Source organism: Stenotrophomonas sp. ZAC14D2_NAIMI4_7 (assembly GCF_003086675.1).
GTDB lineage: Bacteria > Pseudomonadota > Gammaproteobacteria > Xanthomonadales > Xanthomonadaceae > Stenotrophomonas.
Map to the genome: position 1 here is coordinate 2,741,071 of NZ_CP025995.1, position 14,844 is coordinate 2,755,914.

The 14,844-nt window shown below is 66.2% G+C and carries 16 protein-coding genes; 9 read left to right on the forward strand and 7 right to left on the reverse strand.

Features of this window, described 5'->3' with window-relative positions:
• Nucleotides 1–2: 2 nt before the first annotated feature.
• From C1922_RS12620 to C1922_RS12635, 4 genes are all read left to right on the forward strand, one after another.
• Nucleotides 3–452: a carboxymuconolactone decarboxylase family protein gene (locus C1922_RS12620; RefSeq protein WP_108751586.1), complete on the forward strand. Its 450-nt coding sequence runs from the start codon at nt 3–5 to the stop codon at nt 450–452.
• A gap of 247 nt (nt 453–699) precedes the next feature.
• Nucleotides 700–2,553 (forward strand): ABC transporter ATP-binding protein, encoded by a 1,854-nt coding sequence (locus tag C1922_RS12625; protein WP_108751587.1) that lies wholly within the window; start codon nt 700–702, stop codon nt 2,551–2,553.
• Between the two features lie 100 nt (nt 2,554–2,653).
• A complete protein-coding gene (locus tag C1922_RS12630) occupies nt 2,654–3,433 on the forward strand; it encodes a ferredoxin--NADP reductase (protein ID WP_108750072.1) in 780 nt (259 codons plus the stop codon).
• A gap of 84 nt (nt 3,434–3,517) precedes the next feature.
• Complete coding sequence (locus C1922_RS12635; protein ID WP_234413315.1) at nt 3,518–4,081, forward strand: TlpA disulfide reductase family protein; 564 nt, start codon at nt 3,518–3,520, stop codon at nt 4,079–4,081.
• Nucleotides 4,082–4,117: 36 nt separating this feature from the next.
• Here C1922_RS12635 and C1922_RS12640 read toward each other — a convergent pair whose 3' ends face one another.
• Entirely contained in the window at nt 4,118–4,597 is a 480-nt protein-coding gene (locus C1922_RS12640; protein ID WP_108750073.1) for a glutathione peroxidase, read from the reverse strand.
• A gap of 141 nt (nt 4,598–4,738) precedes the next feature.
• Between C1922_RS12640 and C1922_RS12645 the strand changes: the two genes are divergently transcribed.
• A complete protein-coding gene (locus C1922_RS12645) occupies nt 4,739–6,907 on the forward strand; it encodes a M3 family metallopeptidase (protein ID WP_108750074.1) in 2,169 nt (722 codons plus the stop codon).
• 163 nt (nt 6,908–7,070) lie between these two features.
• Here the strand turns inward: C1922_RS12645 and cfa are convergent, their stop codons facing one another.
• From cfa to C1922_RS12660, 3 genes are read right to left on the reverse strand one after another with little or no spacing between them, the layout of a single operon-like run.
• On the reverse strand, nt 7,071–8,189 hold the full coding sequence (gene cfa / locus C1922_RS12650; protein ID WP_108750075.1) for a cyclopropane fatty acyl phospholipid synthase: 1,119 nt from the start codon (nt 8,187–8,189) through the stop codon (nt 7,071–7,073).
• Nucleotides 8,190–8,208: 19 nt separating this feature from the next.
• Nucleotides 8,209–9,096 (reverse strand): DUF3298 and DUF4163 domain-containing protein, encoded by an 888-nt coding sequence (locus C1922_RS12655; RefSeq protein ID WP_108751589.1) that lies wholly within the window; start codon nt 9,094–9,096, stop codon nt 8,209–8,211.
• Between the two features lie 36 nt (nt 9,097–9,132).
• Nucleotides 9,133–9,435, reverse strand: a complete 303-nt coding sequence (locus C1922_RS12660) for a GNAT family N-acetyltransferase (protein ID WP_108750076.1) — start codon at nt 9,433–9,435, stop codon at nt 9,133–9,135.
• 210 nt (nt 9,436–9,645) lie between these two features.
• Between C1922_RS12660 and C1922_RS20530 the strand changes: the two genes are divergently transcribed.
• Entirely contained in the window at nt 9,646–9,807 is a 162-nt protein-coding gene (locus C1922_RS20530) for a hypothetical protein (protein WP_199911963.1), read from the forward strand.
• A 49-nt stretch (nt 9,808–9,856) separates the two neighbouring features.
• Here C1922_RS20530 and C1922_RS12665 read toward each other — a convergent pair whose 3' ends face one another.
• Nucleotides 9,857–10,480 carry a rhomboid family intramembrane serine protease gene (locus C1922_RS12665; protein ID WP_108750077.1) on the reverse strand — a complete coding sequence of 208 codons (624 nt, stop codon included), beginning with the start codon at nt 10,478–10,480 and terminating at the stop codon, nt 9,857–9,859.
• Nucleotides 10,481–10,492: 12 nt separating this feature from the next.
• Nucleotides 10,493–12,058, reverse strand: coding sequence for an oligopeptide:H+ symporter (locus C1922_RS12670; RefSeq protein ID WP_108750078.1), 1,566 nt, complete (start codon nt 12,056–12,058; stop codon nt 10,493–10,495).
• A 162-nt stretch (nt 12,059–12,220) separates the two neighbouring features.
• On the opposite strand from C1922_RS12670, the gene C1922_RS12675 reads away from it, so the two are divergent.
• Nucleotides 12,221–13,069: an endonuclease/exonuclease/phosphatase family protein gene (locus C1922_RS12675; RefSeq protein ID WP_108750079.1), complete on the forward strand. Its 849-nt coding sequence runs from the start codon at nt 12,221–12,223 to the stop codon at nt 13,067–13,069.
• A 70-nt stretch (nt 13,070–13,139) separates the two neighbouring features.
• On the opposite strand, the gene C1922_RS12680 is transcribed toward C1922_RS12675, so the two are convergent.
• The gene (locus C1922_RS12680; RefSeq protein ID WP_108750080.1) at nt 13,140–13,751 is read right to left on the reverse strand and encodes a superoxide dismutase; all 612 of its coding nucleotides are present in this window, start codon (nt 13,749–13,751) and stop codon (nt 13,140–13,142) included.
• 222 nt (nt 13,752–13,973) lie between these two features.
• On the opposite strand from C1922_RS12680, the gene C1922_RS12685 reads away from it, so the two are divergent.
• Together C1922_RS12685 and C1922_RS12690 are read left to right on the forward strand one after the other, a co-directional pair.
• Nucleotides 13,974–14,423, forward strand: coding sequence for a ribonuclease domain-containing protein (locus tag C1922_RS12685; RefSeq protein WP_108750081.1), 450 nt, complete (start codon nt 13,974–13,976; stop codon nt 14,421–14,423).
• On the forward strand, nt 14,420–14,833 hold the full coding sequence (locus C1922_RS12690) for a barstar family protein (protein ID WP_108750082.1): 414 nt from the start codon (nt 14,420–14,422) through the stop codon (nt 14,831–14,833). The genes C1922_RS12685 and C1922_RS12690 overlap by 4 nt, the downstream gene beginning before the upstream one ends.
• The last annotated feature ends 11 nt before the right edge of the window (nt 14,834–14,844 follow it).

Sequence of the window (14,844 nt, forward strand, 5' to 3'; positions counted from 1 at the left end):
ACATGTCCGACCACGCCTCTCCCCGCGTTCCCTACACCCGCCTGGCTGCCGAGGCCTTCAAGGGCCTGCTGGCCACCAGCAAGGCGGTGCATGACAGCTCGATCGACCCGACGTTGATGGAACTGGTGTTCCTGCGCGTGTCCCAGCTCAACGGCTGTGGCTACTGCATGGACATGCACGGCACGGCGCTGCGCAAGGGCGGCATCGAGCCGCGCAAGCTGGACACCCTGCCGGCGTGGCATGAAAGCCGCTTCTTCGATGCGCGCGAGCGCGCGGCGCTGGGCTGGGCCGAGGCGCTGACCCGGCTGACCGATGGCGCACCGTCACAGGAAGCATTCGACGCGCTGGCGCCGCACTTCGACGAAAAGGGCATCAGCGACCTGAGCATGGGCATTGCGGTGATCAACGCCTGGAACCGGCTGGGCGCCGGCCTGCTGCCGCCGCTGCCGTAAGGGGGTTGCCTGGCCGGGCTGCGCCCGGCACCCGCAGAGGCAACGGCCAGAGCAAGGGCAACGTCAACAGCTGGGGCTCTGTGGGATGGCGAGGTGGGTCAGGTGGCCGTCGGCAGGTGTCCCGCTGCAGTTGGTAGCTGTCGACCTTGGTCGACACGATGGGTCGGGGGTCAGAACCCTTTGCGCTGCAAAGGGATCTGACCCCATCTGACCCCATCTGCACGCCGTGCGCGCGCACAATGGCGGCATGCCTGCTGCCAACGAAAAGAAACCCAGCCTGCGCCAGCGCTTCAAGGCCATGCGCAACCTGCCGCCGTTCCTGCGCCAGGTGTGGCAGACCAGCCCGGCATTGACCCTGGCCAGCCTGGGCCTGCGCATCATCCGCGCCCTGCTGCCGGTGGCGATGCTGTACGTGGGCAAGCTGATCATCGACACCGCCCTGCACCTGAGCCAGCACGGGGCCGGCTTTCCGCCGCTGGGCGAAGCTCTATCCAGCGGCCTGTTGAACCCGCTGCTGGAGTTACTGGCGCTGGAATTCGGCCTGGCCATCGCCTCGGACCTGCTGGGGCGGCTGGTCAGCTACGCCGACGCGCTGCTGTCGGAGCTGTTCGCCAACGCCACCAGCGTGCGCTTGATGGAACATGCCGCCACGCTGGACCTGGAAGACTTCGAAGACCCCGACCTGCAGGACAAGCTGGACCGCGCCCGGCGCCAGACCATGGGCCGCATGAACCTGATGAGCCAGTTGTTCGGCCAGGTGCAGGATGCGATCACCGTGGTCAGCCTGGCCGTGGGCCTGCTGGTCTACGCGCCGTGGCTGATCGCGCTGCTGGCCCTGGCCCTGGTGCCCGCCTTCATCGGCGAATCGCACTTCAACGCGGCCGGCTACAGCCTCAACTTCCTGTGGACGCCCGAGCGCCGCCAGCTGGACTACCTGCGCCAGCTCGGCGCCAGCGTGGAAACGGCCAAGGAAGTGAAGATCTTCAACCTGCACCGCTTCCTGGTCGAGCGCTACAGGCGGCTGTCGGCGGCACTGTTCCTGGCCAACCGTTCGCTGGCGCGGCGTCGCGCGTTCTGGGGCACCCTGCTGGCGGCGCTGGGCACGCTGGGTTACTACACCGCCTACGCCTATATCGCCTGGCGCACCGTGCGCGGGGATTTCAGCATCGGTGACCTGACCTTCCTGGCCGGCAGTTTCCTGCGCCTGCGCCAGCTGCTGGAAGGGCTGCTGATCGGGTTCTCGCAGGTGGCCAGCCAAGCCCTGTACCTGGACGATCTGTATTCGTTCTTCCAGATCCAGCCGGAAATCCATTCGCGCGACAACGCCGTGGCCGTACCGCGCCCGATCAAGCAGGGCTTCGTGTTCGAGAACGTGGGCTTCCGCTACCCCGATGCCGAGCAGTGGGCGGTGCGCCACCTGGACTTCCAGCTGCAGGCCGGCGAAGTGCTGGCCCTGGTGGGCGAGAACGGCGCCGGCAAGACCACGTTGGTGAAGCTGCTGGCACGCCTGTACGAGCCGGATGAAGGACGCATCCTCCTGGATGGCCGTGACCTGCGCGACTACGACCTGGACGACCTGCGCGCCAACCTGGGCGTGATCTTCCAGGATTTCGTGCGCTACAACCTGACCGCCGCCGAGAACATCGGCGTGGGCCAGATGGAAGCCATGGCCGACCAGGCCCGCATTGCCGATGCGGCACGCCGCGGCATGGCCGAAGAGGTGATCGATGCTCTGCCCGGCGGCTACGAACAGCTGATCGGGCGGCGCTTCAAGCAGGGTGTGGACTTGTCCGGGGGGCAGTGGCAGAAGATCGCCATCGCCCGCGCGTGGATGCGCGATGCGCAGGTGATGATCCTGGACGAGCCCACCGCGGCACTGGATGCCCGCGCCGAGTTCGAAGTGTTCCAGCGCTTCCGCGAACTGGCCGAGCAGCGCACCGCGGTGCTCATTTCGCACCGTTTCTCTTCGGTGCGCATGGCCGACCGCATCCTGGTGCTGGCCGAAGGCCGGCTGGAGGCCAGCGGCACCCACGCCGAACTGATGGCCCAGGGCGGACGTTATGCCGAGCTGTTCGAACTGCAGGCGGCGGGCTATCGCTGAACCGTGCCGACGTGCTGAGAACGCCTCTCGTTCCGGCCAATGAGAACTTCTCTCATTTGGGGTAGAATGGAGGGGACGAAACCATGCCCCGACTACCCCAATGTCTTCTGCTTTCGGCGCCGAAACGGTGCTTGAGGTCCGCCACTGGACCGACGCCTACTTCAGCTTCACCCTGACCCGCGACAGCGGTTTCCGTTTCGAGAACGGCCAGTTCGTGATGATCGGCCTGGAAACCGAGGCGCGGCCGCTGCTGCGTGCCTATTCCATCGCCAGCGCGAACTGGGAAGAGCATCTGGAGTTCTTCAGCATCAAGGTGCAGGACGGCCCGCTGACCTCCCGCCTGCAGCACATCAAGCCGGGCGACAAGGTGCTGGTCGGCAAGAAGCCCACCGGCACCCTGCTGATCAGCGACCTGCACCCGGGCAAGAACCTGTACCTGCTGGGCACCGGCACCGGCATGGCGCCGTGGCTGTCGGTCATCAAGGACCCGGAAACCTACGAGCGCTTCGACAAGGTGATCCTGTGCCACGGCGTGCGCTACGAAAAGGACCTGGCCTACCGCGATTATTTTGAAAAGGAACTGCGTGAGCACGAGTTCCTGGGCGAGATGATCGGCGACAAGCTGCTGTACTACCCGGCCGTGACCCGCGAACCGTTCGCCAACCAGGGCCGCCTGACCTCGCTGATGGAAAGCGGCGAGATGCAGCGTACCCTGGGCCTGCCGGAACTGAGCCCGGAAAACGACCGCGCGATGATCTGCGGCAGCCCGCAGATGCTGGCCGACCTGCGCGCCGTGCTCGATGCACGCGGCTTCCAGGTCTCGCCGCGCATCGGCCAGCCGGGCCACTACGTGTTCGAGCGCGCGTTCGTCGAAAAATAAGCCCTGCGCTGCCCCTTGCGTGGACGCCGCCTTCCCGGCATCGTCTGCGCTGCACGGGCCGCCGGCCCGAACAGGGGCTCAAGGATGACGAACAAGCGGTTCCCGCAGTCGGTGCGGGCGTGGGTGTGTGCGGCCGCGCTTGCGGCCATGGCCCTTCCGGCCCTGGCTGCATCGCCCGCCCCCGGTGAGGTGCCGCCGCAGGCATTGGGCAATGACCGCCAGGGCAAGCCGGTCAACCTGGCCGACCTGCGCGGCAAGGTGGTCATCGTGACCTTCTGGGCGTCCTGGTGCGGGCCCTGCCGCAAGGAACTGCCGATCCTGGCGCACCTGCAGAAGGTGGTCGGCGAAGACGCGATGAAGGTCTACGCGATCAACTGGGGCGAACCGCGCAACGACGTCAACCGGCTGGTGCGCCACCGCGACTGGCCGAAGCTGGACTACCTGCACGATCCGCGTGGCGCATTGGCCGAGCAGTACGGCATCACCGCGGTGCCACACATGTTCATCATCGGCCGCGATGGACAGGTCGCCCATGCCCATCGCGGCTACAGCGAAGCGAGCCTGCCGGGCATCCTCGAGGAGATCATCGCTGCGCTGCCTGAAGACGTGCGCAATCGCCCCTCGCAGGCGGGCGCCGCAGCAAACTGAGCGGCGGCAAGCGCGCGCGACGCCGGGCGTGGGCGATTACAGCAGCGCTTCGATGGCCCCGCGCAACTGCTCGGGCTTGGTGGTGGGGGCGAAGCGGTCCACCACGTTGCCCTGCCGATCGACCAGGAACTTGCTGAAGTTCCATTTGATGCGCGCGCTGCCCAGCAGCCCGCGCTTCTGCTGCGACAGCCACGCCCACAGCGGATCGGCTCCTTCGCCATTGACCTCGATCTTCTGCGACAGCGGGAAGCTGACGGGATAATCCAGCGAGCAGAACTGGCGGATCTGCGCCGCATCGCCCGGCTCCTGCGCGCCGAACTGGTTGCAGGGGAAGCCGACCACCACCAGGCCACGCTCGCGGTAGTCCTGCCATAGCTGTTCCAGCCCGGTGTACTGCGGGGTGAAGCCGCAGCGGCTGGCCACGTTCACCAGCAGCAGCGGGCGACCGGCGTACTGGGCCAGAGGCTGCGGCTGGCCGTCCAGGTCTACGAAGGTGAAATCGAAGGCGGTGGCCATGGCAGCGTTCCCGTCAGGAAAACCCCATGGTAATCGCAGCGGACCACCCCGCGCGGGCGGCGTCCATGCCTTTCGACACAAGTGCCGAGCCCGCTGCGCAGGTTACGCTCGGGCCCTTGTCTGTCTTACCGGAGTTACGCCTTGACCACCCGCCTTGCCCTTGCCGTGGCCATGACCCTCGGCCTTGCCCTGCCCGCCTATTCGGCCAGCGCTGCCACCCCGGCCGCTGCCGCCAACGCCCAGCAGGCCAACCCGTTCTTCGCCGACAGCCCGCTGCCGCTGCACTTCCCGCAGTTCGACAAGATCAAGGACAGCGACTTCGCCCCGGCCTTCGACGCCGGCATGGCGCAGCAGCTGAAGGAAGTGGAGGCGATTGCCAACAACAAGGCCAAGCCGACCTTCGACAACACCATCATCGCCCTGGAAAAGAGCGGCGACGTGCTGGACCGCGCGACCACTGTGTTCTTCAGCCTGGTCGGCGCCGACACCAACGATGCACGCAAGAAGCTGCAGGCCGACTACTCGGCCAAGTTCGCCGCACACAGCGATGCGATCGCCCTGAACGGCAAGCTGTTCGCGCGCATCCAGGCGCTGTATGACACCCGCACCCAGCTGGGCCTGGATGCCGAAGGCGTGCGCCTGGTCGAGAAGTACTACGACAACTACGTGCGCGCCGGCGCCAAGCTGTCCGAGGCCGACAAGGCCACGCTGAAGAAGATGAATGCCGAACTGGCCAACCTGGGCACCAAGTTCAGCCAGAACGTGCAGTCGGAAGTGAATGCTTCGGCGATCACCGTCAACGACGTGAAGGAACTGGACGGGCTGTCGCAGGAACAGATCGCCGCCGCTGCCGAGGCCGCCAAGGCCCGTGGCCTGGACGGCAAGTACGTGATCACCCTGCTCAACACCACCGGCCAGCCGCCGCTGACCAACCTGGCCAACCGTGCGCTGCGCCAGAAGATCTACGAAGCGTCGGTCAGCCGTGGCAGCCGTGGCGGTGAGTTCGACAACACCGCCCTGGTCTCGCGCATCATGCAGCTGCGCGCCGACAAGGCCAAGCTGATGGGCTTTGCCAACTTCGCCGCCTACAACCTGACCAACCAGACCGCCAAGACCCCCGAAGCGGTCAACGCCATGCTGGGCAAGCTGGCCCCGGCCGCGGTGGCCAACGCCAAGCGCGAAGCCGCCGACCTGCAGGCGATGATCGACAAGGAACAGAAGGCCGCCGGCAAGCCGACCTTCGCTCTGGAACCGTGGGACTGGGCCTTCTACAGCGAGAAGGTGCGCCAGGCCAAGTACAACTTCGACGAATCGCAGCTGAAGCCGTACTTCGAAATGAAGAACGTGCTGGAAAACGGCGTGTTCTTCGCCGCCAACCAGGAATTCGGCCTGACCTTCAAGCAGCGCACCGACCTGCCGGTCTACCACGATGACGTGACCGTCTATGACGTGTTCGATGCCGATGGCAGCCAGCTGGCGATCTTCATCTTCGACCCGTACGCGCGCGCTTCCAAGCGTGGCGGTGCGTGGATGAACTCCTACGTTTCGCAGTCCGAACTGACCGGCTTCAAGCCGGTGGTGGCCAACCACCTGAACATCCCCAAGCCGCCGGCTGGCCAGCCGACCCTGCTGACCTGGGATGAAGTGACCACCACCTTCCACGAGTTCGGCCACGCCCTGCACGGCATGTTCTCCAACGTGAAGTACCCGTACTTCTCGGGCACCGCAGTGCCGCGTGACTTCGTCGAGTTCCCCTCGCAGGTGAACGAGATGTGGTCGGACAACCCGGCCATCCTGAAGAACTACGCCAAGCACTACCAGAACGGTTCGGCCATGCCGCAGGCGCTGCTGGACAAGGTGCTGGCCGCGGCCAAGTTCAACCAGGGCTTTGCCACCACCGAATACCTGGGTGCGGCCATGCTGGACCAGCGCTGGCACCAGATCGGCGCTGACCAGGTGCCGGCGGCCAAGGACGTGATGGCCTTCGAACGTGCGGCCCTGGAAAAGGACGGCATCTACTACGCGCCGGTGCCGCCGCGCTACAAGACCCCGTACTTCAGCCACATCATGGGCGGCTACTCGGCTGGCTACTACGCCTACATCTGGTCGGAAGTGCTGGACGCCAACACCCAGAAGTGGTTCCGCGACAACGGCGGCCTGAGCCGAAAGAATGGCGACCACTTCCGCGCCACCCTGCTGTCCAAGGGCGGCAGCGTGGATGCCATGCAGCTGTTCCGCGATTTCGCCGGCCACGAGCCGCAGATCGAACCGCTGCTGGAAAAGCGCGGCCTGACCGGCGCCGGCAACTGATCGCCCGCCTGGTAGCCTGAAACGAAAACCGCCCGGGAGACCGGGCGGTTTTTTTGTTGGCCGGGGTCAGAGCCCATCTCTACGAAATGGGATCTGACCCCGGCGTCGGATCCCTTTCCACAGGAAAGGGCTCTGACCCCATGCCTGGACCCCATGCCTGCCCTCAACGCGGCGCGACGTATCCGCCGGGCACGCCGTCGGGCGACAGCACCAGCTGCCACAGCTGCGCATGGCGACAGCGGAAGCTGGCCATCGAACCGGCCAGGTAGAACCGCCACATGCGGCGGAAGCGCTCGTCGTAGCGCTGCGCGTCCAGTGTCGGCCAGGCCGCTTCCACATTCCGCCGCCACGCCTGCAGGGTCAGGTCGTAGTCGGTGCCGAAGTTGTGCCAGTCCTCCAGCACGAACCGCCCTTCAAACGCGCGGCTGATCTGCACCGCCGAGGGCAGCATCGAGTTGGGGAAGATGTACCGGGCGATCCACGGGTCGGTGCGGTGGCGGGAAACGTTGCTGCCGATGGTGTGCAGCAGCAGCAGGCCACGTGGCGACAGGCAGCGCCGCGCCACCTCGAAGAAACTGCCGTAGTTCTTGTCGCCCACGTGTTCGAACATGCCGATCGAGAAAACCGCATCGAACGGTTCGTCCAGTTCGCGGTAATCCTGCAGGCGGATATCGATCGGCAACCCGGCACAGCGCTCACGGGCGAACTGGGCCTGCTCCTGGGAAATGGTCACGCCCACTCCGCTCACGCCGTAGCGCTCGGCGGCGTACTTCAATGCCTCGCCCCAGCCGCAGCCGATGTCCAGCACCCGCTGGCCCGGGCGCAGGCCCAGCTTGCGGCAGACCAGGTCCAGCTTGGCCTCCTGCGCCGCATCCAGGTCTACCGCGTTGCGCCAGTAGCCACAGCTGTAGACCATGTACTGGCCCAGCATGGCGCGGTAGAGATCGTTGCCCAGGTCGTAGTGGCGCCGGCCCACCTCGTAGCTGCCCTGCCCGGCCTGCAGGTTGAACAGGCGCGCCTTCAAGGCATCGGCGACTTCGCGCCAGCCGTGCACGCGCTCATCCAGGTGCGCCTGCATCAGCTGCACCAGGAATTCATCCAGCACGTTGGCGTCCCACCAGCCATCCATGTAGCTTTCGCCCAGGCCGAGCGAGCCCTGGCCCATGACCCGCGCGAAGAAGCGCGGGTCATGCACCTGGATGTCCTGTGGCTGGGTGCCGCCAATGCGGACCCCGGCTTCGTGGAGCAGGCCGGTCACCCGCTCCTGCAACCCTTTATCCACGACACCTCCTGCTGGGCGGTCAACCGCGGGCGAACAGCTCCACGTAGTCCTTGGCCACGTGCGGGAGCAGCACGGCGGCCGGCACATCGGCGGTCTGCGTGCCATCCGAATACGGCCCCACCTGGTAGGGCGGGAACACGAACCGCAGGGCGGTGATCTGGCCCTTGTCATCGGTCAGCGGCTGGAACTGGCTGAAGTTGTCAGCCTGCGGGCCGGTGCCTTCGGCAATCATGCGCGAGGCATTGCGCAGCGATTCCTGCAGTTCGGCCGGTTCCATGTCTTCGCCGCTCAGGCGCGTGGCCACGCGCTCGCGCAACTGGTCGGCGACGAAATCACTGACCGCCTTCCAGCCCTTGCTGTCGGCCACCAGCTTGTCGGCGCTCAGCATCTGCTGCTGCTGCGGCAGCCACACGAAACGTGCCACCAATGGTTCGCCGTGGGCGCCACCGGTGTAGCGGCTGCCATCGGCACTGACCACTACCAGCCGCGGGGTTTCCAGCACCTTCTCAAAGCTCAGCGACAGCTCGTAGGGCATGGTCGGCTTGTCATTGCCCAGGCCATCGAGCGCCTGCTGCAGATCGCTGCGGGCCGAGGTCGCGTAGTCCTGCAGCGCGCGGGCCAGGCCCGGGTAGCGGTCGATGCCGGCCGGATAGCTGATTCCCACCACCTCGCGCTCGTTGTTCTCGATCACATCGCGCAGGTCCAGCGGTGCTTCGGCGGCAGGCGCCTGCACCGTGGCCGGCGCGCTGGCATCCGCGCTGGGTGCGCTGTCGGTAGCCGGTGCTGCATCGTCGCCGCGCTGGCAACCGGCCAGCAGCAGCACGCCCATTGCCCCGGCCAGCACGCTTGCGCGCAACGGCCGGTTGTTTCCGTTCTTCATCGGGATCCCCTGTTCATGTTCGTACATCATCGCCCGCGGTGGCTGAAGCGTGGCCCGCCGGCATCACCCCACCAGCAGGTCGTGGAACTCCTCGTGCCGCTGCAGGAATGCCTCGGCATACGCGCAGGCCGGCACCACTTTGTACTTGTGCTCACGGGCAAAGCGTAGCGCCACCCGCGTCAACTCGCCGGCAACACCGCGGCCGGCAATCGGCTCGGGCACTTCGGTGTGGGTGATCACCATGCGCTTGCGCTTGAGCTGGTAGTCCAGCACCGCCACGTGCCCGCGCACGCGGGCGGTGAAACGGTGGTTGGCCTGGTCATGCGCGACCTCATAGGCCAGACCGGGGGGTGTGACCGAAGCCATGGGACTGTCTCCTGCGGCGACTGCGTGGATGGTGCGCAGCCGGGCGCCATGATCGCGTGAAGCCTGAACAGGGGCAAGGACTGCCGGGCTGCGTCAGTTTGTGCCCCTCAAGCTGCAGCGCGGGCGGCCGCTAACCCCTTCGCAGGGGTACGGCCGCACTGGCACGGCCCTTGCGAACGATGTCCCCGTACTCTGCCGTGGAGGCCCATCATGCACCCCAACCCGTCCCCATCCGATACCGACCGCGCCCTGCTGGAAGGCCTCCTGCAGCTGGCTGTGGAAGGGCAGACCGAAGAGCAGGACTTCCAGCGCATCGGCGAGGAAGTGTATTCGCGGCTGCTGGATACCTACGGCCAGGCCAGCCAGGCCTGAAACCGGGTGGACCGGGGTCGGATCCAGCGGATCCGACCCCAGGCACGCTTCAGCCGCCGAGGCTGAAGGTGGGGTTGGACAGCTCGCGCAGGAAGTGGCTGAAGATGGCCGGCTGCATGGCCAGCATGAAGATGATGCCGAACGCTGCGCCCGCCAGATGCGCGCTGTGGTTGATGCGATCGCCGCCGCGCTTGTCCATCCAGATGCTGTAGCCGACGTAGAACGCGGCATACACGATGGCCGGCGCGGGAATGAAGAACACCAGGATGATCTTCCAGGGGTTCAGCAGGATGTAGGCGAACAGCACCGCCGACACCGCACCGGACGCGCCCAGGCTGAGGTAGTTCGGATTCTTCTGGTTCTTCAGGTAGCTGGGCAGGATCGACACCAGCAGCGCCCCCAGGTAGAACGCCGGATAGGTCAGGAAGCTGCCGGTCAGCTGCACCATCACGCTCTCGATGTATCCCCCGAAGAAGAACAGGGTGAACATGTTGAAGATCAGGTGCGGCCAGTCGGCATGGATGAAGCCGTAGGTGACCAGGCGGTCGTACTGGCGGTGGCGGTCCACCGCCGGCGGCCACAGGATCAGGCGGTCAGCCAGCTTGCGGTTGTTGAACGCCATCCAGGACAGCACGGCGGTGATGGCGATCAACAGGAGATTGACGGGGGTCATGTCAGGTCAGGCTCAGGCGCTGCGGTAGTTGTCGACCATACGATAGCGTCGTGCATACCAACCGAAGGCGAACGCCGCAATGAAGGCGAAGCCGGCGAAGAAGAACATCAGGAACGCCGCCTCGCTCAGGCCCGTGCTGGCGATCTTGTGGGTCACCGCCTCGTTGCGCACCGCTGCGTTGGACAGCAGCACCCACAGGTTGCCGATGGTGGTGGTCAGGTTCCAGAAGCTCATCACCACGCCCTTCATGGCCTGCGGCGCCTGGCTGTAGGCGAACTCCAGGCCGGTGGCCGAGACCAGCACTTCACCGAAGGTCAGCAGCGCATACGGCAGCATCTGCCAGAAGATCGACATGGCATTGCCACCGTCCATCACCACCTGGATGCCGCCCACCACGATCCAGGCCAGGCCGCTGAAGGCGATACCGGCGGTCATGCGGCGCAGCGCGGTCGGCTCGAAGCCGAAGCGGCGCAGCGCCGGGTACAGCACCAGGTTGTTGAACGGGATCAGGATCATCACCAGCAGCGGGTTCAGTGCCTGCATCTGCGAGGCGGTGAACCAGCTCGGCATCTGCATCTGCTGACCCTGCAGCACCCAGGTGGAAGCCTTCTGGTCGAACAGCGAGAAGAACGGGGTGGTCAGGGCGAAGATGACCAGCACGCGCAGCACGGCGCGCACGCCTTCCACGGCTTCGGCCGGATGCTGCGCGCGGGCGCGGTCCAGCTGCAGCCAGGTGCCGCCGCCGATGCCGGCCAGGATGGCCACCAGCGCCAGGCACAGGCAGATCACGATGCCCAGCGAACCGACCAGGCCGAACGAGGCGGCGGCCAGCACCAGGCCGGCAATGGCCATCACCAGGCCCGGACGGCCCTGGCCGGCCACGCGCGCAGTCAGCGCGGTGCGCACCACGTTGGCGAACGAATGCGGATCCTTCGGCGGCAGCGGCACCAGCACGTAGCGCTTGCGGCCCAGCCAGAACACGAAGGTGGCGATGAACATCAGGATGCCGGGAATGCCAAAGGCCCACTGCGGGCCCCAGTTCTTCAGCACCAGCGGGATCAGCAGCGAGGCGAACAGCGAACCGAAGTTGATGATCCAGTAGAAGGCGTCGAAGACGATCTTGGCCAGGTGCTTGTTGCTCTGGTCGAACTGGTCGCCCATGAACGAGGCCACCAGCGGTTTGATGCCACCGGCGCCCAGCGCGATCAGGCCCAGGCCCAGGAAGAAGCCTTCGCGGCTGTTCTCGAACAGCGCCAGGCACAGGTGGCCGGCGCAGTAGACCAGGCTGAACCACAGGATGGTGTGGTACTTGCCGAAGAACTTGTCGGCCAGCCAGCCACCGAGCAGCGGGAAGAAGTACACGCCGATCATGAAGCTGTGCATGATGTCCTTGGCTTCACCGGCGCGGCCTTCTGCAGTGAGTTCCTGCAGCAGCAGCGAGGTGATCAGGAACTGCACCAGGATGTTGCGCATCCCGTAGAAACTGAACCGCTCGCAGGCCTCATTGCCGATGATGTACGGAATCTGGCGCGGCATCTTTCCCTGGCCGGCGATGGGGGCGACTGCGTCGTGGCTCATCCTGTAAGGCATTCCTGCAAAGCGAAAGTGTGAAGGTTACCGGAACCTGCGCCCGCGAAGCACGCTGCAGGGCTGCATGACAGCGCCGCCAATCCATGGCAGGCGCGCTGCACCGTGCCGGAAGTCACGGCACCTGCACGGCGAAAGTGTAAACTTATCGTTATGCGCCCCCTCGCCCCCGCCCGCTTCCTGCTCGGCAGCCTTGCGCTGCTGATGGTCCTGCCTGCCCTGGCGCGACCGCAGATGCCGCCGGCGCCCGGCGCGGCCAGCGACGTGCGGCAGCTGACGGTGGCGGCGCTGGAACTGCCCAGCCGCGATGACGCGCAATGGAAACAGCGGCGCGAACAGGTGCTGCAACTGCTGACCGAGCTGCAGCCCGATGTGATTTCCGTGCAGCAGGTGTTGCAGGAACAGGGCCGCAATCCGGCCTGCTGGCTGGCCAGCCGCCTGCGTTACAGCTGCGACTTCGTTACCGCCGACCCGCCGAGCCAGCCACTGCGCCACGGCAACGCCATGCTGACCCGACTGCCGGTGAGCGAAGACGGGGTAACCCTGCTGCATCCGCCGGGCACCTTCAGTGCGGCGGGCATGCTGCGGCTGCGGCTGGGCGAGGCGCTGTTGAATGTCTATGTGGCACGCCTGCGCCCGGAAGCGGACGAGGCCAGCGCGCGCCAGCACCAGACCAGCGACCTGATGGCCTGGATCGGCGCCACTGCCGAAGGCCTGCCCAGCCTGATTGCCGGCGACTTCGCCGCGCCCACCACCGAACTGGTGCGCAGCACCCCCGGCTTCCAGCCGGCCCGGCGCAATCCGGGCGGCCGCCCCGACGCGGCGGCCGCCAATGGTGGCGGTGCCAGCGGGCACGGCCTGGACGTGCTGTTCCAGGTCAAGCATTTCGGTGGCATCCGCCAGCAGGCCATCGACCTGCCGGCCGCTGGGGATGCACCCGGCATGCGGCTGGGGGTGATGGCCACGCTGCGCCTGCAGGGTGTGCCCGCGTCCAGCGAATGATCGCCCCGTCGTACGCAAACAAAAAGGCCGGGGTTTGCCCCGGCCTCTTCGTTTCATCCCAGTGCCGCGATCAGGCGATCGCTTCCTGGTAACGACGCTCGACTTCGTTCCAGTCGATCACGTTGAAGAACGCGCCGATGTATTCCGGACGGCGGTTCTGGTACTTCAGGTAGTACGCGTGTTCCCACACGTCCAGGCCCAGGATCGGCGTGTTGCCTTCCATCAGCGGGCTGTCCTGGTTGCCGGTGCTTTCAACCACGACCTTCTTGTCCGGGGTGACGCTCAGCCAGGCCCAGCCGCTGCCGAAGCGGGTCAGCGCCGCCTTGGTGAAGGCATCCTTGAACTTGTCGAAGCCGCCCAGGTCCTTGTCGATGGCCTTGGCCACGTCGCCCACCGGGTTGCCACCGGCGTTGGGGGCCATCACGGTCCAGAACAGCGAGTGGTTGGCATGGCCACCACCGTTGTTGCGCACCGGACCCTGCAGGTTTTCCGGCAGCGACTTCAGCTTCTTCACCAGCTCGTCCACCGGCAGGTCGGCGTACTCGGTGCCTTCCAGCGCTGCGTTGACGTTGTTGATGTAGGTCTGGTGGTGCTTGGTGTGATGGATTTCCATCGTCGCCGCATCGATATGCGGCTCCAGAGCGTCGTAGGCGTAGGACAGCTTGGGCAGGGTGTAGGCCATGATGCATCTCCTGATAGCGAGGGCACCCGGCGGTGTCGCCGGGCAGTGCGCGTTGAATGATGGGGACAGACGCGCAGATTACCAAGGGGGATGTAAAGGAAATTGCGTCCTGCCCGTGAGCCCTCCGGCAATTGTTACGCAGCGGTGACGCTGCCGCTGTCCTCATGCGCGATGCAGTGCGCAGGCGCTACAGTGCATGCACCTTCCCTGCCCCGCTCATCCATGCGCAACCCCCGGCTGCTGATCACCGCCATCGCCCTGCTGTTGCTGGGGCTGCTGGCCAACCACTTCCTGCAGCGGCCGGCGCCGCCACAGTTCGCGCCCAGCCTTGCCGGCCAACCGGCCGCGGCGGCCCCCACGGCCAGCGCGCGCAAGGATGCCCTGCCCGCCTTCCTGCCGGCCGAGGCGCGGCAGACGATCGCACTCATCCAGCGCGGCGGCCCGTTCCCGCACCGCCAGGATGGCAGCACCTTCGGCAACCGCGAACAGCGGCTGCCGCCGCGTGACCGTGGCTATTACCGCGAATACACCGTCGACACCCCGGGCGCACGCAACCGCGGCGCGCGCCGCATCGTCACCGGCGGCGACCCGGCCCAGGCCTGGTACTACACCGATGACCACTACGAATCGTTCCGCAGTTTCACCGTACCCGCTTCCGGAGACCGCCCATGAGCCACGATGATTTCGGCCTCGGCCTGCACGACATCAACAATGCCGGCGTCTATGCCATCGACACCGGCGACATCGCCGCGCTATCGGCCGCCATGCGCGATGCACAGCTGAAGGTGATCCGCATCGACCTGCAGGGCGTGGCCGACAAGCGCACGCTGCTGGCGCGGCTGTCAGCGCAGCTCGACTTCCCCACCGGTTTCGGTGGCAACTGGGATGCTCTTTCAGACAACCTGCGCGACCTGCAGTGGCTGCCTGCCCCGGGCTATGCGTTGTTCCTGGCCGACGTGGATACCCTGCGTGCCGAAGCGGGCAAGGAGTTCGACACGCTGCTGGACGTGATGGATGAAGCCTGCCGCGACTGGGTCGGACGTGATGTGCCGTTCTGGGTGTTTCTCTCGCAGAGCGAGTGAGGAACAGGCAG